Genomic DNA, 18,670 nt, shown 5'->3' with positions numbered 1-18,670 from the left:
CGACATTTTTTCTGCCAGATCCGGGCCCGGCAGCAGGGAGCGTCTAATGAAAGACCCAATGCCGACCGACATTTTCAAGCTCGGGCAGGTTCTTAACAACACCTATGAAATCATTGGGGTTTTGGGGCGCGGCGGCACCGGCGAGGTCTATCTCGCCCGCAATCAGATCAATGAGCGTGAAATCGCAATCAAGGCATTGAACACCCGGTTTTCAGGCAAGGCCGATTACGTCGAACTGATGAAACGCGAAGATCAGATGCGCGCGATTCTGCACGACGCCGTGGTGCGCTACATCGAATGTTCGCGCACCGATCAGGGTCACGTCTTCCTGGTTATGGACTATATTGATGGCCCCTCGCTGAACGATGTCATGCTTGAACGAAAGGTCGATGATCGCGACCTTCTGGTTATTGCGCATCGGGTGCTAGAGGGATTGGTAGCTACCCACAAAGCCGGAATCGTGCACCGCGATTTGTCGCCCGACAACATCATCCTGCGCGGCGGTGACCCCGAACAGGCAACGATCATTGATTTCGGCATCGCCAAGGACACGGCTGCCGGAGCGATGACCATTGTCGGCAATGAATTTGCCGGTAAATACGAATATGCCGCGCCCGAACAGCTTGATGGTCATGCCGACCGGCGGGCCGACCTTTACGCGCTTGGCGCCTCAATTCTGGCGGCACATCGCCGCGATGTTCCCCACCTCGGCACAACGCCGGGCGAGATCGTGCGCAAAAAAGCCGAGCCTCTCGACACATCGGGCCTAAGCGAGCCTCTTCGCGAACTTGTCGACTGGCTTGCCGCGCCCGACCCAAACAAGCGCCCGCAAAGTGCTGAATTGGCGCTGGTTCGGCTCGGCACCATGCTCAAACCGCTTGAGGAAAGCGGCTCTAAAAGCACCAAACGCAAGCGCAAAAAGCGCTCTCCTATGGTGCCACTGCTCTTGGTCACCCTGCTGATCGCAGGCGGATTGGGCGCATGGCTTTCGGGTGCGCTCGATGAACTATTTGCCCCGCCCCTTCCCCTTGCCGATCCATATGAGTTGCACGCCAGTTTGAACGAAGCGGGCGTGTCGCGCTTTTCCGCCCATGCACCGGACAAAGAAACCGCCATCGCCATAAGGGCAGGTTTTGCAGAAATCACCGGACAGATGCCAAGCGACGAGGCGATTACCCTGGCCCAGGGGATGCCCTCTGAAAGCTGGCCCAGCGTAGCGATGGACCTTGTCGGTCTGGCTGCCAGCCTCGATTACTGGGACGTCGATGTTGCGAATATGACGGCCGAGATCTCTGGCGTGGCATCAACCCGCGCCGAGAAACAGCGCCTCACTGAAGAGATCAATAGCTGGGGCACCAACGTCGGTGTCGTGGCCTCGCTCAACATATCTGCCGGACCAACACGCTTGGCCGTCGACAAGGTACAGGACTCTCTTGATGAGCTGGCAACCTGCGGGCGGTTGATCCAACGCGATGCGCCCGCCGCAGATTACATGCTGAACGACACCATAATTATCGCCGGCGATCTGGCGAACTCTGACACTATCCGTGATCTGAAGTCGACGCTAGAGCCGCAAATCGGGGACCGCACTTTGCGCTTCGAGACAACTGTGTTGAACGATGATCTTTGTGCCATTCGCGCGGTCCTGCCCAAAGCCCCTACCGGAAACGTGTCAATCTCGCTGACCGACGGCAAGAGTGGGCAGACGACGCTCACGGGCGTGTTTCAAACAGGCGACAACCCAGTGGTTGACGTGTTGCTGCCCGAAACCCTTGATCAGGGATCGCTCTGGGTGATGGTGGTGGATAACACGGGCAAGGTATTCCACGTCCTGCCCAACATAAACAACACCGAACATGATATCGTGCGGCTTGGCGTGGTTGAAAATGGCGTCAGACGCGTTCGCGTGCTCTGGTCGATTGACGAGTTTCTGCAAGATCAAACCCGTCTCGCCATGCAAGTAACTGATGGCGATTATGGCAAAAGCGAAGTGATCGCCATTCTCAGCCATAAACCCCTCTTCGATATGCGACGGCCACGCGACGAAAGCGTACGCTCAGTCGCAGAAGCGCTAAGCGAAGCGGTAAAACTGGACGAAACCGTGCTCATCGGCATGGCGAGCCGCATTCTAGAGGCGCGACGCTGACGCCCCGTCATAGCGAGCGCAGCATAATCGCGCCCGTTTGCATCGACTGCGCGATCTGCTGATATTGCGCGCGTTTTCGATTTGAATCTCCGCTTGCTCGGATCAGAAGAGTGGCACCATTGTTGATGATTGTCGCCGCATCGCGTGTGAGCTTGGGCAGTTTCGCGCGCTCCACAGGCACAAGCGCGCGGTTGAACTTGCGGCTGCCTTTGGTCACACGCACGGGCCGCTTGGTCCGGCTTTGATTATCGCTTGCCAGCTTGCGCAGCTTCTTCGAAGTCTCGGCCAAAACCTGCTTCACCTCGGACATTTTGCCATAATCAGGCAACTGCTTTTGGATTTCCCAATACTCATAGGCAAGGCAATCAATCGCATATTCAGCGCCGGCAAGGTTTTTGCAAAATTTCGACGCGTCTTGTAGCGCCTGACCAATAGCTTGGGGTAAATTCGCCCCCTTGCCCAAAGTGCCGTTTGCCGACGAATAATTTACTCCCCCGCCTGCATCAGAAATTCCGCCGTCATTGCCCTCACTCCCTTCGCCGGTCCCATCCTGAACCGGGATAACAATGTCATGCGGAATGAAAACCGGAAAGCCGAGCATGACCGTCTGATCTCCGGCCTTAACCGAAGGCGCGGCGGCAAAGCCGACCACGAGCGCGGCGAAGAGTTGGTAGCGATAGATACGACCTTGGGCTCGAATGCTCATGCTAAAACACCTTTGGAAAGAGGAGACTGACGCCAAACACCGCGCGGCGGTCATTCGTATCATTGAAAACATCGACAACCGCCGCAGAGAACTGAATATTCTTCAGGTTTCGCGGCGCGTAAGAGACGCCAATAATTCCATGATCGCCATACCAGGCCGCGCTGGCGGCAAGGCTTGGCGTGAACCCATAGCCAATTCCGCCATAGGCACCAAGCTCAGTCTGATTGGCGCGCACATGCGTCCCTGCGCCAACCGAAATCATCAGAGGTTTCCTGCCGCGCGGGGTATCAATAAACGGGAAGAACGTAAGCGTGAGATCACCCGCCGGCTTCAAACCTCCGGCATCCCCCCAACCGCCAAGGCGCTGCGCACCAACCGCCAGATAGGTTGGAACTGGCCCATCCGAAATGCGGCGCGAAAACTTCAGATCAAAGTATCCCGAGTCGCCCACGTTATTCGTCGTAGACGTAACCTCAGCCGTCAACTGAACACCGACCGTTCGCGCGGCATCGCCAAAGCCGACACCAAATGACAGTGATGCATCGCTGCCTGTCGCCGGCCCCTGTCGCTGATTGGTGTACAATAGCGACGCAAAGGCCAAACCATGTGGCGCCACCGTGGCAGAGGGTATCCCGAGCAGAGTCAGATGACCCACCTCGCTCTGCGCCTCCGCCTTGCCGACACCAGCGCCAATAGTTCCCACAACAGCAATGACCAAGGCGCCAGAAATTCGCGTGAATTGGCCGATCAGCAAACGGGCCACAGCTCACCTATCCATGTCGCAATGTTTCAAATAAAATTGATTCCATCTCGTCCCTCCATCACACTGCTTGCATGCCCCATCCGTCAAGCCCGGTTTCGCATACTTGGTTCAGAACGCCCTTGGCGCTATACTCCGCTCGCGGCTCACGCCGAGTGTTTGATCTTTTCATTTCCGGGGTTTGGGATTTACCATGCGTATGCTTCTGCTGGTTTTTCTTCTGGTGCTGTCCGGGCCTTCCTTTGCCGCTGACAGGGTCGCGTTGCTGATCGGGATATCGGACTATCGCTCGATCCCACCGCTCAAAAACACTGTAAATGATGCAACTGACCTTTCTGAAACGCTGAAAAAGGTCGGTTTCGATGTCACCACGCTGATCAATGTCACCGGTCAGGAGCTGCGCGCCTCGCTCGACAAGTTTTCTTTCAAAGCCGAAACTGCCGAACTTGCGCTGATCTATTTCGCCGGGCACGGGGTTGAGGTGCAGGGCGAGAATTTCCTCATTCCTGTCGATGCCGACGTGGCCTCCAATCGCGACGTTCAGCAACAAGCCGTCTCGCTAAAAGATCTTCTTCACACTGTTGACCGGGCAAGAACCATGCGGATCGTGATCCTTGATTCTTGTCGGGACAACCCGTTTGGCGATGCGATTGACCTGACCCAGACTTCAGAAGCTAGCGATACATCACGCAGCACACGTGGGACTCGAGGGCTTGCACCGCCGTCTCCTGACCGGGGCACACTTGTGGCATTCGCCGCACGCGACGGGAATGTCGCGCTCGATGGCGAGGGCGACAATAGCCCCTTTGCCCAGGCGCTCATCGACAAGATGGCGCGCCCTGATCTCGAAATTTCGCTGATGTTTCGGGCAATCCGTGACGACGTTCTCAACCGCACCGGCAACCGCCAGGAACCGCATACCTACGGCTCGCTCACCGGCACGCCATTTTACCTCGCCTCGGCAGGTCAGCGGGACGAGGCACTGGCGCTTGGCATGCAAGGCCGGATCGACGCTTGGTCAAAAGTGCGCCCGGATCTGATGAAACAATATGAACTTCTCGCTGAGGAGCAAAATGACACCCGTTCAATGATTGCGCTGGCGATGATGCGGCTGCACCCGCAAAGCCCGCGCTACGATCCCCAAACCGCGCGCACCTACCTACAGCGTGCCGCCGATCTGGGTGAGCCCGAAGCCATGTATGAACTGGGCCGCCTTTACGAGACCGGCATTGGCGTGGCTCAGGATGACACCAAAGCGCTCGACTATTATCAATCGTCGGCGCGGCAAAATTATGGGCCAGCCCTCAGCGACATGGGTTTTTTCCAGATCGAAGGTATGCTCGGACTGACGCCGGACGTGGACAAGGGCATTCAATATTTTCGCCGTGGCGCAGAACAACGCAACGCGCCTGCGATGTTCAACTATGCCTCGCTGATTGATGATGGCTTCGTTCCCGGCAAAAGCCAGGAAGACGCGGCTACATTTTTCTATCAGGCTCTTCGCGCAGGCAACCCCGAGGTTCTGACCGCGCTGACCCTGCATCACAACACTTTGGAACCTCGAACACGGCGAGCTCTTCAGGCCAAGCTAAAAGAGAACGCATTCTATGTTGGTGCGATTGATGGTGATTTCGGGCCTGGCACTCAACGTAGCCTGCGCGCCGCTTACGGCCTCGAAGGCGGGTAAGGAATACCTCTAGGGTATTTGTCGACAATTCGTGTACTCTGGGAATCAAGGGGCGGTTTTTTGCCTCAAAGCATATTTGTCAGATTTCGTTTTACGACAAACCAACTCGCGCCAGGCGGCGCTTGCCATTTTTGAAAGGGGATTTTGTGATGTTCAGAATAACTTTGGGTTTCATCAGTTGTCTGGCGCTGGCCGCCTGCGTGAAAGAGCCTCAGGCCGACCTCTCGGGAAATCAATCCGTGAAAGCGCAGTCTAAAGCGGCAGCTGCTTCCAAGTCCAAACCCCAACCAAAACCGAAAAAAACGGCACCCGCCCGCCCGGCCCAGGGAGGCGGCGGTGGAACTGGTGGCGGCACCGGTGGCGGAACTGGTGGCGGCACCGGTGGCGGAACTGGTGGTGGAACTGGCGGTGGCACCGGTGGCGGAACTGGTGGCGGAACTGGTGGTGGCACTGGTGGCGGATCCAGCGGTGGTGGCACCGGTGGTTCTGGTTGGGGCTAACAATGCCCAGCCTGACGATCCTTCAGCGCGCCCTTTCCACAATATTGGCAATTGCGGCGCTGAGTCTTCTGGCAGGCCCCTCTCCGGCGGCCACGCCTGAAAGGCTCGCAGTCGTGATCGGTAATCAGGACTACGCCAGCGTTGTCGACCTCGACAATGCGCGCCACGATGCAGAAAAAATGGCCGACCTCCTCCGGGGGCTCGGCTTTACCGTTTTTGACGCCTACGATGTTGACCGTCGCGGCTTTGAGACCCTGTTACGGCAATCAATCCTGAATGCTGGCGACAATGCCGAGATTGTTTTCTTCTATGCCGGACATGGCATTCAGATCGGACGGCGCAACTATCTGCTGCCGACCGATGTATCGTTTGACAGCATCTACGATCTTCCGATTGAAAGCATCACACTCGACCGGGTGATCGAACTCCTGTCGGCACGCGGCCAAGTGCATATCGCCATCATCGACGCCTGCCGTGACAACCCGTTCCCAAATGTCAAACTCGCCGGAAATCTCGATGCCAGCCTGTTTGAAACAAAATCAGGCTTCGAGGTTTTTCGCACGCCGCTGAATTCTCTGGTCGCCTTCAGCACCTCACCCGGCATGGTGGCATTTGATGGCGAAGGCGAAAACAGCCCCTACACCACCGCCATTTTGAAGGTTCTGGGCGAGACGCCCGAGGAACAGGCGCAAACTGTCTTCTCAAAGGTGCGCGAAACGGTTTTCCAATCCACCAACGGCAAGCAAGTTCCCTGGGAAAGCTCGACACTGGTCAGACAATTTCAATTCGGAACCCAAGGCGGAACACCGCGGGGCTTGATGCTGGCCCAGGCAACCATCCCTGATGACAGCGAAAGTGAACCTCGCACATCCGAGGTTCTCCCGGAACCAGACAAGCCAATAGAGCCAACACCAGTCAAACTGCCTGGCTCAGTTACCCTTGATGTCCAATATGACCGGCGGGTCAATTTCGCGCCATTGCTCGCCCATGCATTCGGGGTCAAGGACGCGTTTCAAGTCTCCGTCGCCCGCGCGCCACAGAATGGAACCATTTCCAGCGGTGACAATGGCGGATTGGCCTTTGTTCCGGTCATATCCGAGCGTCGCTCAACCACCTTTGAAGAAACCCAAGCAACCAATTTTGCGCTCGATGTCACAATCAACAGCGAAACAACCCAGGTTTCCGTCAATCTGAACATGAAGGTAAACGGCTGCGATCTCGCCGCCGGCGATGCGCTTGATGCGGGTGGTGTCGGATACTACCGCCTGCCCAACGAGATCGAGGTCTTACCCGCGCTTGAGCTCTGCCGCGATGCCGTCTCGCGAAATCCCGACACGCCGCGCTTTCGCTATCAACTTGGCCGCGCCGAACAGGCCGCCGCCCGCCTCGAAGCTGCTTATTCCAGCTTTCAGGCCGCCGCTGATGCGGGCTATGTGCGCGCCAAACACGGGCTGGCCCGGCTCCTCTCCAGCGAGCAGATAAACCGTGACGTGGTCGAAATCCCGTTTGATCAAGATCGGGCTAACGCGCTCTATGACGAGGCAATTGCCGCCGGTGACCCCTTCGCGATCCACTCCCGAGGGCTTGTTCTCTTGCGCAACGGCAAAAGCCAGGCCGAGCGCGAACGCGGCTTTGAATTGCTCGACCGCTCAGCCGAGCTTGGCCATACCTACTCGATGAACGAGCTTGGAGTGTTTTTTCTGAGCAAGAAGAACGAATACTATCTGCCCGATCGCGGCCTGCGGTATCTGCAAGCCTCTGCCGCTCGTGACGACATCTATGGCTATCACAACCTTGGCTTTGTTGCCCTTTTCGGGCTGGACGGGGCCGACATAGACTATCCCAAAGCCTATGAATGGTTCGAGAGGGCGGCGACGGGCGGCCATCCGAAATCACCCGCCGCAATTGGTCGTCTGATCGTGCAAGGCAAGCTCCCTGGCAAAACGCCCGCTGAAGCGTTGAAATGGTATGACATGGGGCTTGAACGCGGCGATGGCTGGGGCGGTGCCAATGGCGCCAACATGATCCTCAATGGCGAGGTGAGCGGTTTTCCCGTCCACGCCGCCTTGATCCGCGCCGCCAAAGCAATGCAGCTCCCCGATAAAGACGCCGCTAGCGCAGCGCAAAACCTGCTGGATCAAGCTTCAAACTCAGACTTGGCGCGTGCAACACAGGCTTTGTTGAACGAAATTGGCGAAGGTCTGACCATAGACGGCGCCATCGGCCCCGCAACGCGCAAGGTGTTAAACACCCGCGCCGCCGAACACGGGTTACCCCAACCCGCAAATGTCCCCCGCGCCCAACTTCTGACAGCCGCCAAAATCTACTGGGCCGAGCGCCCAACACGTCCCGACCTGTTCTAATACAGCAGGAAAAGGGGCAACAAGATACCCAAGCGAACCTGCCAAAATGGGCGAAGCGCCTCAGCGCGTCAAACTTGATCCTGACACCAACCGTATCCGTGTCATCGAAGAGATTGACGCGGAAACTGAGTCCCTTAAGACCCCGTTTCCAAGCCGATCCAGATCCTAGGCTTTCGCAAGGATCACATCAAACTCAACTGCCAGAAACGGCACATCAACCTTGCCCGAGAGAGCCATTCCTTCAGGGAAATCCTCGGGCGCCTTCTCGTGATAGGTCATGACCAGATCCTCACGCACCCCAAAGACGGTATCTTCGTCGAGATAGGGGTCATCGTCAGGGAAAATCTCGGTTACCAAAGTGCGATAACCAGGCGCTTTGACGATAAAGTGCAGGTGCGACGGGCGCCAAGGGTGGCGTCCACAGGCGCGCAAGATGTCGCCCACAGGACCATCAGAAGGTATCGTATATTCGACAGGTTTGGCAGTGGTGAACGCATACCGTCCGTCCTCACCAACTGTCATCAACCCATGGAACGAATAGGTATCCTGCGCATCGTCCTGACTGGCATAAAGTCCGTTAGGCGCCGTCTGCCAGATGTCGAGTTCCGCACCCGCAATCGGGTTTCCATCTGTGTCCCGGATGACACCTTCAGCGAGCAAAATGATGCCGTCAAAATCGCGCTTCATATCCCCGCCCACTTCAAGCGGAGGCGCGCCCGAAACGTGAAACGGCCCAAGGACCGAGGAAGATGTCGCATTTTCACGCGAGTGAAGCATATCCACGAGCGAAGAGAGGCCCAGCACGTCGGCAGCCAGAACAAATTCATGGCGCTCCTCCGTCTCAATGGCCGCGCAACCCTCCAAAAAGTCGATTCCCCTGCGCCATTCATCATGGGTCAGATTGGTTTCACGCGCAAAGTCATGCAGATGCTGCACGAGCGCACTCATCACTTCGCGCGTCCGGGGTTCCATATCCTTCGAAAGATAGCTTTTGAAAACCTCGGTGATGTTGTCTTTGGTTACGTTGCGCATAGCGAACTTCCTTATATTAGAGCTAAGCTGAGAACCGGGAATTCGATAAGGATGACCAGGATGATCAACATCACAAAGGCGAACGGAAGCGCGCCCATGAAGACATCCTTGAGAGAGATACGGTCGTCATTGAGCGTCGATTTGATGACAAAACACGATATGCCCAAAGGCGGCGTCAACAGCCCGATTTCCGCCCCAACAACCGTAACGATTCCGAACCAGATGATCGACAAATCCATCGCTTCGATGAGCGGCAGGAACAACGGCACGACAATCAGAATGATCGACGTCGTGTCCAGCAGTGTGCCCAGAAAAAGCATCAAGAGCACATAGAGCGACATTATGGTCCAGAACGACGCGGAATTGCCCGACAGAAGATCTTGTAACTGGTTGGGAAGCCCGGCAATCCCAAGCATCCGCGAATAGATCGACGCCGCCGTGATCAGGAACAGAATGGCGGCTGTGATATGTCCCGTCTCAAGCAAAGCCTCCCAAAACCCCCTGAGAGACATGGACCGTCGCCACAGCGCAATTATCAACGCCACAAGCGAACCCGCCGCCCCCGATTCAACAGCCGTCATCCACCCCGTGTAGATGCCCCCGAGAATGATGGTAATAAGCCCCAAGGTCGGCAGGGTTTTTGAGGCAATTTCACGCGCTGACATCCACTCGCTGTCGTCAACCGTGCGCCCCCCCATGAAGCCGGGCGTAAAGCGCCCCATAAACCAGATCGCCCCGACATAGGCCACGGCCAGGATGACACCCGGAATAACTCCGGCAAGAAACATGTCTCCGACTGACTGTTCCGCAACAAAGCTATAGATGATCAACATGGCAGAGGGTGGGATGATCATCCCAAGAACGGAAGACCCCGCCACCACCCCCACAGCAAACCGAGGGTTGTAATCCTGATTGATCATCTGGGGCACGGATACTTTGGTAAACACCGACGCCGAAGCGATCGAAGATCCAGTGACGGCAGCAAACACCGCGTTCGCCCCCACGGTTGCCATACCAATTCCGCCTTTTACCTTGCGAAATCGCATCGTCATGACTTCATAAATGTCACGCCCCAGGCCCGCCTTGGACACAACCAGCCCCATGAAGGTAAACAACGGGATTGTCGCAAAGCTATAGACCATCGCACTATCGCCAACGGCAATTTTCATCAGGTTCAGTGACAGCGTGAAATTGTCACGCATCAACCAGACCGAAATTAGCGAAACCGTGCCCAAAGCGATCGGAATATAAAGGCCCGCGTAGATCAGAAAAATAATGGCGATAACCGAAACAAGGCCAATCTCAATAGGGGTCATTTGCTGGATTCACCTTTTTTGGTATTCGCATTTTTAGGGTCAGCATGTTCAGGCGCACGGATAAGCCGGGGCCGGTCCTGCGCGGTGATAACCTTCAGCGCAAAGATCACACAGGCCAGAGCGCTCCCGCTCGCGATCACCAGTTTGATGGGCCACCACGGGGCGGTAAAAATTCCAGGCACGCCGAAAAAATCCTGAGTGTTCCACATCTTGAGAAATTCGGGAAACATGATGTAAGCGATAAGCCCCATGAAAATCGCAGATACCGCATTGATAATGCGCCGTAAGGTAGCTGTAAGGCGGGGGCGACGACCGTGCAGCAGATTCAGCAACCCGTCCGAGCGCGTTAACCTGTCCACGCGCACCACATCCGCCAACTGCAAGAACACGATGAACACGACCGAGAGTTGGACGATCTCGTAAGTTCCCTTTAACGGCGCGTTAAACACGCTACGCGAAACCACATCAACATTGAGGACAACCACCAACACCAGCACGGCCAAAGTTCCGGCGGCGTTGGCGGCAATCGCAAGCGTATTGGCGACCCGAGACAGGCCAGTAATTGCAGAGTTGAGCATGTTTATGGCCCCTTCTCGGGTCATCAGGTCTTACGGCTGCGTCCAGTCACGAGCGCCTACAAAGCCGGCAGCTTTGAGTTTGCCGATATAAGCCGCAAGAATCTCTGTTCCCTGTTCGCCATTGGCGTTCAGTGTCTCAGCCCATTCTTGCGCGATGTTTGGCATCGCGTTAGCCCATGCCTTGCGGTCGGCATCAGAGACATTGATAATCGTACCACCTGCTGCAACATACGCCTTTTCCGCTGCATCCGCGCGATCCATTGCCATGCCTGCAAGGTGATCACGATAGTCAATTGCCACGGCTTTCAACACGCCTTTGACCTCTTCGGGCAACTTGTCCCAATAGTCTTTATTAACGGTTACAGTCTTTGAGTTCGCAGCCCCAATATCGGCGCGCAGCATGTAAGGGGCGACCTCTGAAATCTTGAAGGTCGCAGCCGCTTCAGGCCACAGCAACGCGGCCTCTACGAGGCCGGTTTGCACCATATTGTAAAAGTCGGTTAGGCCGCCGCTCACGCCAGCCGCATTGTTGATACCTTCCAGATACCGCAAATCCATACCCGCGCCAGCAACTTTCATACCTTCAAGATCAGCCAAACTGGAAACTTCACGGCTGGAGAAGACCTGATAGCTGTTCAACACGACTCCCGTTGCCAGATAGATCTGGTTCTGGGCGGAGAATTCGTTTTGCATCGCCGGAAATTCACGTGCAATTTCGTCAACTGCTTTGGCTACAGCGCGCGCATCGCTGGACACAAAAGGTGTTACTGATGCAAGCCCCTGGCTAGGCAATTTGGACGAATGGAAAATCGTGGTCACGATACCAATGTCGCCGAGCCCGAGCTGAATGCCTTCAAGAACGCCTTTTGGCTTTACGATCGAACCGCCATAGTTTTCCTGCCAGTTCATGACATAGTTGCCGGTTTCGGCCAAACGGCGGTCAACCTCGGGGATAAAGAAGTTGCTGAATTCTTTGACCCACATCGAGCGGTCTGGGTAACCATCAATCACCACCGCTGATATCTTTTCCTGCGCCACAGCAGGCAAGGCCGTCATGGTCGCAATTGCTGCGCCAATAAGGCTGCGTCGTGTCCAATTAAACATGTAGATCTCCTCCTAGAAATTCAGGCATGTTGCCCTGTTGGTGTTAGGTTTTTGCCAGCCCCTTGACACGTGGCCGGGTGTGCCTGCGTCGCGCAGGATCGGCATCTTTTCGTGCCCGTTCACACATGCTGAGCTCCTCCTCTCAGGCCATGCTGCACACCTGATCAAATGCAAAACGCGGCAGTTTCTGAAACAAAGCCGTCTCATCGGCGTAACCGATGTTGCACAAGAAATTTGATCTCAGGCTCGTGCCCGCAAAGAACTCCTCATCAACGATCGCGTTTGAAAAGCCCGACATTGCGCCCACATCCAAACCGACAGAACGCGCCGCGATCATGAAATAGGCGCCCTGCAAGGTGGCGTTACGAAAGGCCGTCTCTTCGCAATAGGCTTCCTTGCCGTCGAACAAATGCCGGCGATTCTCATGCGGAAACAGAAACGGCAATTCCTGCCAAAAGTCCCTATCCTGCGCGATAATCGCGGTGACAGGTGCGCTCATCATTTTTGCGACGTTCTGCGGCTTGAGCGATTTTGCCAGCCGCGCCTTTCCCTCGGGCGACTTAACGAAGACAAACCGCGCAGGCAGTGTGTTCATCGACGTCGGCCCATTGATGGCAATCTGGAAAATCTCTTCCAGTAGCGCGTCAGGAACGGTCTTGTCCGTCCAGGCATAATGCGACCGCGCCTTGCGAAGGATCAGATCAATCGCAACGCCCGACAAACGGCTCATGCGACTGCGCAGCTCGCGGTGATCCGCCTGCGCCTCGGCACGCAATGCCTCCAGCTCTACACCGGAGAGAGAAGTACCCGGCGCGTTCATTTCGCCGCCGCCGCGCCCGGCATGTCCTTTTCATCGACAATCGGGCTTGAGCAAATGCCAATGCCTTCGATCTCGATTTCCACAACTTCTCCCGGAACCAACCAACGCGGATTTGGCTTTTTGGCGTGCCCGACACCCGGCGGTGTTCCCATGGCAATCAGATCGCCCGGCTCAAGCGTGGTATATTCCGAAATCGTGGCAATCGTCTGCGCCACCGACCAGATCATGTTGGCTGTATTTGACGACTGCAAAATCTCGCTGCCAACGCGGCTTTCGATTTTGAGACCAGAGGCACCCGCCGGAATCTCGTCAGGCGTCACAACAAAGGGACCAATGGCGCCCGTGTCGTCAAAATTCTTGCCCGGCGTCCACTGGTGCGTCTTGCGTTGATAGTCACGCACCGACCCGTCGTTAAAAACGGTATAACCAAACACGTGATCCAGAGCATCTGCCTCGGAAATGTGGCGCCCACCCTTCCCCATGATCAGCATCAATTCGGCTTCATAGTCGAGCTTTTCAGAGCAAGTCGGCCTCACCATAGGTGCGCCAGCAGCCATGATCGAGTTCTTGCCACGCATGAACAGCGCCGGGTAATCGGGGATGTCGTAACCCCCTTCCTTGATGTGATCGGTGTAGTTCAATCCGAGGCAAATGATCGTGCCGGGCCTTGCCACCGGCAAGGCTGGCGTGATGGAGGCAACCGAGATTCTCGGGGCGCCGTCAATCTTGGCCGCGACTGAGGCTGCCAACGCAGGGTCGGCTATCAACGCCGTAAGATCCTGACCAACAGCAGCGTCCAAAGCCGTAAGGCTAACGGCTTCCGCACCTATTACTGCAAATACAGCAGTGCCGCCTGTCGTCTCACCCACCAGATATTTCATATTTAATTCCCTCGTTAGCTTCTTGAGTTTTTGTCTATTATCTGTCTACATGTCAATAGATATCGATATTTTTAATTTGGAGGACAAAATAGTGATAGCTTGGGAAGACTATAAAGAGGTGGCAAAGGCACGCGGATGTTTGGCGCTTGAACTCTATGCGGCGATATCAACCCCCGCCAAAGAACCGCAAGATCCCGAGGCCTCGCTCGCTGAACACCTCGCGTATCAAACGGAACTGGAACGCAGGAAGGCTTTGGCTTTCGCAGGGCCGATGTCTGATGAAACGGGCACATTCATGCAGGGAATTGGCCTCATCATCTACCGCGCGGAAAGCCTGGCAGCGGCCCGCGCTCTCGCCGATGCTGATCCGATGCACAAATCGGGCGAGCGCACTTATGTCTTGCGGCGCTGGCTCGTCAACGAAGGCTCGTTCACCCTGTCTGTGGGGCTCTCCACCAACCATGTAACGCTGCGCTGACGAAGGTCAGATAGCCAGCCCCCCATAGATGGCACCTAACGCGTCACGCCCAAAATCTGGTTCACGGGTTTTGGGCAAGGCGCGCACAACCTTCATATGTTGCGTGACACCGCGCCACCTTCCTGTCTCAAGCAAACACGACGCGGCCTAGGGGGAACACGTATCTCTTCACCAAAAACGACGTCGTTACCCGACAAATCATTCCTACCGGGTAACGACGAGGGACGGCCCCCCTTTTGGTCGTCTCGAACCCTAGCCGGGCAAATCCCACTCACCTTTATTGATCACCGAAATGGGCGCGTCGGCGGGGGATACATCAGCCAACGCACCCATTTCAAAGCAGTCTTCAGGTGTCGATATAGGCCACCGCATCCATCTCCACCAAGATGTCCGATCTCATGACCTCGGCCCGGAAACAGGTGCTGATCGGGGGCGAGTTTTTGAAGTATTCGGCACGAACACGGTTCATTGCCTTATAGTCCTCCGGGTTTTTGACCATGATGACGACCTTGAAGATATCATCCATAGTCCCACCAGCTTCCTCGACACACATCTTGATATTTTCCAATGTGAGTCTTGTCTGCTCTTCAATCCCTTCCGGGACAAAGCGTTCATAGTAATCGCCGCTCACATGGCTCAATGCTGTCGTTCCCGCGATATGCAAATATTTGTCGATGAGAACAGCTCTTGCAAAAGGGCCTACAGCTTCTGCCATTCCCGCAGGTTGAATGTACTTTCTATTTTTCATTTTCATGATCCTTTTCTCGGTTGGTTTACTTGGAGATCTGAGGTTTCAGAACGATGCGCGTGTGGAGGAGTTCGGGCAGCAATCAACGCCAAGCTCCAGGCCCCTGAAGCCCGGCATTTGTTCTTTCCTGTCCCTAAACGCCTTTTCCATCTGAGTGCTGCTCAGACGATTGCTGAGGCGTCTTGTCTGCGACGTCTCAAAACCAGATTTGCGGCGATCACCGTGATCAGGGCGATAACCCCAATCAAACTGGTGAGTAGCTCCGGCAGGATAACCAGAATGCCGCCGACAGCGAAAACAATGCGACTAAAGACACCTATCTTGCCGACTTTGTATATCCAGCTCTCAAAGGCCGATGTAATCGCCCAGATTGCTACCAACGTCAGGCCGACCCGCTCCAAAATCTCGATGGCGCTGCCCTCCATGATCAACGCCGGATCATAGACGAAAATAAACGGCAGGACGAAAAGCGGCATCCCCAGCCTCATGGCCCGAAATCCCGTCTCCATCGGCTTCGCCCCCGCAATATTGGCCGCTGTAATCGCAGCAAGCGCGACAGGCGGCGTAATGAAGGAGAGCATCCCCCAGTAAAGGATGAACAGGTGGCTGGCGATAGGGTTGAACCCTGCCTGCACCAGCGCCGGTGCCAACAGAATTGAAAGAAAGATATAGCAGGCCGTAACCGTCATCCCCATACCAAGGATAAAGCTCGTCACCGCCCCGGCGAGCAGCATCAGCGCGGTATTGCCCCCTGCATAAAGCAGAAGTTCGCGCGAAAATGACCCGGCCACACCGGTATAAGCCAGCCCCCCGATAACCAACCCGATCCCTGCCAGAACCGCGACCAGATTTGCCACGTTGACCGAAATGTCCAACAACAACCGCTTTGCACGCGATAGGGTCAAACGTGTTTCTTTATTGAAAGCCGTCGCAATAAGCATGACCGCAGAAGCATAATACGGCGAGCGCGCTTCCAGTCGCAGCCCCATCAACACGAAGATCAGCACGGCAAGACTGAGAAGATACGGCCAACCCGATTTAAGCACAGGCCAGAGAGGCGGGATATCGCTGCGCGGCAATCCCTTTAGGCCCGTCCGGGCGGCATACATATCAACCTGAAACAACAGCGCCGCATAAAACAAAAGCGCCGGAATGACAGCCGCGATAACGATCGCTGAATACTGGACCCCCAAGAAAGACGCCATGACAAAGGCCACGGTCCCCATCACCGGCGGCATAAGCGTGGCCCCGGTTGAAGCACAGGCCTCGATGGCGGCGGCATAGCTGGCCGGGTAGCCGACTTTTCGCATGGTCGGAACGCTGAACGGAGCCGAGGTCAGGATGTTGGAAATCACACTCCCCGACAATGAGCCGAGTATGCCCGACCCCATAACGGCCACCTTTGCAGGCCCACCACGGCTATGACCCAGAAGCGCTGACGCCAGGTTCATGAAGAAATCACTGCCTTTGGTAATAACGAGAACCGACCCGAAAATGACGAAACCGATCACCAGCTCGGCGACAACCTGCATCGGGATACCGATGATCGCTTCGACCCCCAGAACATGTGCTCGGATCGTGCCAACCAGGGTAAATTGATTCCCCCAAAGAAAGCCCGGCATGTGGTCGGCATAAAGAGGGAAAGTGCCAAACAGCAGCGCTGTGAAAAGCAAGATAGGACCGCCCGCTCGACGGACCCCCTCAAGGACGAGTAAAATCAACATCGTCGCCATAACGTCAACAACCAGCGGCGCGTCGTGCTCCCAACCCCTCTGAATGATATCCAGCCCGTGCAGCCCCAGCCATCCCCCACTCACAATGGCCGCCACGGCAAGAACAAGGTTCACCCAAAAGAGTTTCTCGCCCTGGTTTCTTCGGGCCGGCAGCGTCACGAATGTAACGGCAAGAAAAATCCCGATCAGGTAATAGAGATAAGCATTCCCAAGCGGCTGAAATCCAAACATGTTTAGCAAGAACTGTTGGTTGATGGCCATCGCCACTCCAAAAGCTCCCAAGAGCATCACGAGAACGCGCAGACCGTTTTGCCTGCGCGCAGAGCGACTATCCGTGTTATTTTCGGAAAACATCATTTGGTCCTGAAGCTGGGATGAAATACCTTCCTCGGCACAAACGATACCGAGGAAGGCCTTAGGTTGGTAACTGCGTTCAGTTCAGCCCATCTAGGACTTCGGCGCGCCGGCTCATCCAGGCTTTTGCGAAATCCTCTTCAGGCATATCGGCGTGCTTGGGATTGAAATCTTTCCAAGCGTCCCTCAACGCGTTCAGTCTTTCGATACGCTTCTGGTTCCAGGCTTCATTTTCATCAGTCCAGATGCCCTTTTCCGTCAGATAGCGAATGACACCCTCATGAATGGGAAGGTCGATCGGAGGCTTGGCCGATATATCCAAGGACCAGCGCGGCATCACCGCTGTGCTGTCCTTATAGAGGTCAAAGGTTTCATCCATTGCCTTGACGAACGTATACACATCATCAGCAGATTTATCCGCTGTCGTGGTGATTACAGGATAGCGATACGCAGCCATCTTCGCGACTTCACCTTCCGCAAGCCCCGCTGCAATAGTCTCCTGCGACGGCGCCATGATCGGCAGAACCTTCAAGAGCCGCTCCCAGCCCGCAGTATTGTCTGGCTCAAGCGGAACATAAAAGATCCCGCGCGGGCTCTCGGCAAGTTCGTAAAGCTGGCTGGTGGTTGGCTGTGTACAGGTCGCATCAGACTCGTTGCGCGCCATTGATGACATTGCCGCAGAATACGTCGGAAAGGTGATCGCTTCGACATCATCCAGAGTCAGGCCGCCAAACGCGAGAATGGCTTCACATTTCGCGTTGATTGAAGGGTTGCCCGCAATAAATGCAATGCGCTTTCCCTTCGCATCCGCGACGGTCGCAATCCCCGCATCACCCGCAGCAACCAGCGTCGTGCTCGCAGGCCTACCCGCCACAGCACGCAGATCCAGCGGCCCCCAGTCCGTCGCCGCGAAGTCAAAGGTGCCTTCGGAGACAAAGAAGGCCTCGGTTCCAAGGAATGCATAATCGGCCCGGCCTTGCAGCAAGGGCTGCAAACGCCCAATTCCACTGCCCGAAGGCTGGATGCGCACGCGCGTTCCAAACTCCTTGCCCAAAGCATCCGCAATTGCCGACGCCTCAGAATAGCCCGTCGAACCGACGCCGTAAGCTGTCCAAACCATGGTACCCGGCAACTCTTGCGATGCAGCAGGCAATGCGCTCATCGCCGCAAATGCAGCAACAACCGCTCCTGTGTACAATTTCTTCTTCATTGTATCCTCCCAAAATTTTCGAAGTTCACTGACGACCCAAGTCCGCCACCGATCCGAGCAAAACGTTGTCTAGTGACAAAAGCCGGGTAACCCTGTCTCCTTGAACACTACAAGAAGCGCCCTGCCGCGACAACGTATTGTCGACAAAACCACCAAAGAGATCGATAATTTGTAGCATTAATAGCAATACCCACTCAATTACGACACCTTTGGTCTCGCCCTTGTTAAATCTATATTTTATAAAAAACAACAAA

The 18,670-nt window shown here is 55.7% G+C and carries 16 protein-coding genes; 5 read left to right on the top strand and 11 right to left on the bottom strand.

Annotation, left to right across the window (positions count from 1 at the left end; all coding sequences use genetic code 11):
* Nucleotides 1–46: 46 nt before the first annotated feature.
* Nucleotides 47–2,146 (top strand): serine/threonine protein kinase, encoded by a 2,100-nt coding sequence (locus tag LZG00_02415; GenBank protein MCF3592847.1) that lies wholly within the window; start codon nucleotides 47–49, stop codon nucleotides 2,144–2,146.
* A gap of 7 nt (nucleotides 2,147–2,153) precedes the next feature.
* On the opposite strand, the gene LZG00_02410 is transcribed toward LZG00_02415, so the two are convergent.
* Both LZG00_02410 and LZG00_02405 read right to left on the bottom strand, forming a co-directional pair.
* Nucleotides 2,154–2,852, bottom strand: coding sequence for a hypothetical protein (locus tag LZG00_02410; protein ID MCF3592846.1), 699 nt, complete (start codon nucleotides 2,850–2,852; stop codon nucleotides 2,154–2,156).
* A 1-nt stretch (nucleotide 2,853) separates the two neighbouring features.
* Nucleotides 2,854–3,615 (bottom strand): hypothetical protein, encoded by a 762-nt coding sequence (locus LZG00_02405; protein ID MCF3592845.1) that lies wholly within the window; start codon nucleotides 3,613–3,615, stop codon nucleotides 2,854–2,856.
* A 190-nt stretch (nucleotides 3,616–3,805) separates the two neighbouring features.
* On the opposite strand from LZG00_02405, the gene LZG00_02400 reads away from it, so the two are divergent.
* From LZG00_02400 to LZG00_02390, 3 genes are all read left to right on the top strand, one after another.
* On the top strand, nucleotides 3,806–5,299 hold the full coding sequence (locus LZG00_02400) for a caspase family protein (protein ID MCF3592844.1): 1,494 nt from the start codon (nucleotides 3,806–3,808) through the stop codon (nucleotides 5,297–5,299).
* A 336-nt stretch (nucleotides 5,300–5,635) separates the two neighbouring features.
* Nucleotides 5,636–5,899, top strand: coding sequence for a hypothetical protein (locus LZG00_02395; GenBank protein MCF3592843.1), 264 nt, complete (start codon nucleotides 5,636–5,638; stop codon nucleotides 5,897–5,899).
* 13 nt (nucleotides 5,900–5,912) lie between these two features.
* The gene (locus LZG00_02390; protein ID MCF3592842.1) at nucleotides 5,913–8,162 is read left to right on the top strand and encodes a caspase family protein; all 2,250 of its coding nucleotides are present in this window, start codon (nucleotides 5,913–5,915) and stop codon (nucleotides 8,160–8,162) included.
* Between the two features lie 165 nt (nucleotides 8,163–8,327).
* Here LZG00_02390 and LZG00_02385 read toward each other — a convergent pair whose 3' ends face one another.
* From LZG00_02385 to LZG00_02360, 6 genes are all read right to left on the bottom strand, one after another.
* Nucleotides 8,328–9,194, bottom strand: a complete 867-nt coding sequence (locus LZG00_02385; protein MCF3592841.1) for a hydroxyquinol 1,2-dioxygenase — start codon at nucleotides 9,192–9,194, stop codon at nucleotides 8,328–8,330.
* Nucleotides 9,195–9,205: 11 nt separating this feature from the next.
* Nucleotides 9,206–10,510 (bottom strand): TRAP transporter large permease, encoded by a 1,305-nt coding sequence (locus LZG00_02380; protein MCF3592840.1) that lies wholly within the window; start codon nucleotides 10,508–10,510, stop codon nucleotides 9,206–9,208.
* A complete protein-coding gene (locus LZG00_02375) occupies nucleotides 10,507–11,088 on the bottom strand; it encodes a TRAP transporter small permease (GenBank protein ID MCF3592839.1) in 582 nt (193 codons plus the stop codon). The genes LZG00_02380 and LZG00_02375 overlap by 4 nt, the downstream gene beginning before the upstream one ends.
* A gap of 30 nt (nucleotides 11,089–11,118) precedes the next feature.
* Entirely contained in the window at nucleotides 11,119–12,192 is a 1,074-nt protein-coding gene (locus LZG00_02370; protein ID MCF3592838.1) for a C4-dicarboxylate TRAP transporter substrate-binding protein, read from the bottom strand.
* A gap of 142 nt (nucleotides 12,193–12,334) precedes the next feature.
* Complete coding sequence (locus tag LZG00_02365) at nucleotides 12,335–13,012, bottom strand: malonic semialdehyde reductase (protein MCF3592837.1); 678 nt, start codon at nucleotides 13,010–13,012, stop codon at nucleotides 12,335–12,337.
* A complete protein-coding gene (locus tag LZG00_02360) occupies nucleotides 13,009–13,893 on the bottom strand; it encodes a fumarylacetoacetate hydrolase family protein (protein MCF3592836.1) in 885 nt (294 codons plus the stop codon). The genes LZG00_02365 and LZG00_02360 overlap by 4 nt, the downstream gene beginning before the upstream one ends.
* Before the next feature lie 91 nt (nucleotides 13,894–13,984).
* On the opposite strand from LZG00_02360, the gene LZG00_02355 reads away from it, so the two are divergent.
* Nucleotides 13,985–14,371 (top strand): YciI family protein, encoded by a 387-nt coding sequence (locus tag LZG00_02355; GenBank protein ID MCF3592835.1) that lies wholly within the window; start codon nucleotides 13,985–13,987, stop codon nucleotides 14,369–14,371.
* A 346-nt stretch (nucleotides 14,372–14,717) separates the two neighbouring features.
* On the opposite strand, the gene LZG00_02350 is transcribed toward LZG00_02355, so the two are convergent.
* From LZG00_02350 to LZG00_02340, 3 genes are all read right to left on the bottom strand, one after another.
* Nucleotides 14,718–15,125, bottom strand: coding sequence for a RidA family protein (locus tag LZG00_02350; protein MCF3592834.1), 408 nt, complete (start codon nucleotides 15,123–15,125; stop codon nucleotides 14,718–14,720).
* Between the two features lie 155 nt (nucleotides 15,126–15,280).
* The gene (locus tag LZG00_02345; protein MCF3592833.1) at nucleotides 15,281–17,113 is read right to left on the bottom strand and encodes a TRAP transporter fused permease subunit; all 1,833 of its coding nucleotides are present in this window, start codon (nucleotides 17,111–17,113) and stop codon (nucleotides 15,281–15,283) included.
* A 172-nt stretch (nucleotides 17,114–17,285) separates the two neighbouring features.
* Entirely contained in the window at nucleotides 17,286–18,416 is a 1,131-nt protein-coding gene (locus LZG00_02340) for a TAXI family TRAP transporter solute-binding subunit (GenBank protein MCF3592832.1), read from the bottom strand.
* Between the last annotated feature and the right edge of the window lie 254 nt (nucleotides 18,417–18,670).

The organism is Rhodobacteraceae bacterium LMO-JJ12, from assembly GCA_021555075.1.
Taxonomy (GTDB): Bacteria; Pseudomonadota; Alphaproteobacteria; order Rhodobacterales; family Rhodobacteraceae; genus JAKGBX01.
The sequence above is the reverse complement of the archived record's forward strand: the minus strand, read 5'-3'. Positions and strand labels throughout refer to the sequence as shown.

Bases quoted from the DNA above. Each gene is read 5' to 3' on its own strand.
- LZG00_02400 (MCF3592844.1), top strand. From the start codon at position 3,806: ATGCGTATGCTTCTGCTGGTTTTTCTTCTGGTGCTGTCCGGGCCTTCC.
- LZG00_02345 (MCF3592833.1), bottom strand. From the start codon at position 17,113: ATGGCCATCAACCAACAGTTCTTGCTAAACATGTTTGGATTTCAGCCG.
- LZG00_02410 (MCF3592846.1), bottom strand. From the start codon at position 2,852: ATGAGCATTCGAGCCCAAGGTCGTATCTATCGCTACCAACTCTTCGCC.
- LZG00_02380 (MCF3592840.1), bottom strand. From the start codon at position 10,510: ATGACCCCTATTGAGATTGGCCTTGTTTCGGTTATCGCCATTATTTTT.
- LZG00_02360 (MCF3592836.1), bottom strand. From the start codon at position 13,893: ATGAAATATCTGGTGGGTGAGACGACAGGCGGCACTGCTGTATTTGCA.
- LZG00_02385 (MCF3592841.1), bottom strand. From the start codon at position 9,194: ATGCGCAACGTAACCAAAGACAACATCACCGAGGTTTTCAAAAGCTAT.
- LZG00_02340 (MCF3592832.1), bottom strand. From the start codon at position 18,416: ATGAAGAAGAAATTGTACACAGGAGCGGTTGTTGCTGCATTTGCGGCG.
- LZG00_02370 (MCF3592838.1), bottom strand. From the start codon at position 12,192: ATGTTTAATTGGACACGACGCAGCCTTATTGGCGCAGCAATTGCGACC.
- LZG00_02365 (MCF3592837.1), bottom strand. From the start codon at position 13,012: ATGAACGCGCCGGGTACTTCTCTCTCCGGTGTAGAGCTGGAGGCATTG.
- LZG00_02415 (MCF3592847.1), top strand. From the start codon at position 47: ATGAAAGACCCAATGCCGACCGACATTTTCAAGCTCGGGCAGGTTCTT.
- LZG00_02375 (MCF3592839.1), bottom strand. From the start codon at position 11,088: ATGCTCAACTCTGCAATTACTGGCCTGTCTCGGGTCGCCAATACGCTT.
- LZG00_02350 (MCF3592834.1), bottom strand. From the start codon at position 15,125: ATGAAAATGAAAAATAGAAAGTACATTCAACCTGCGGGAATGGCAGAA.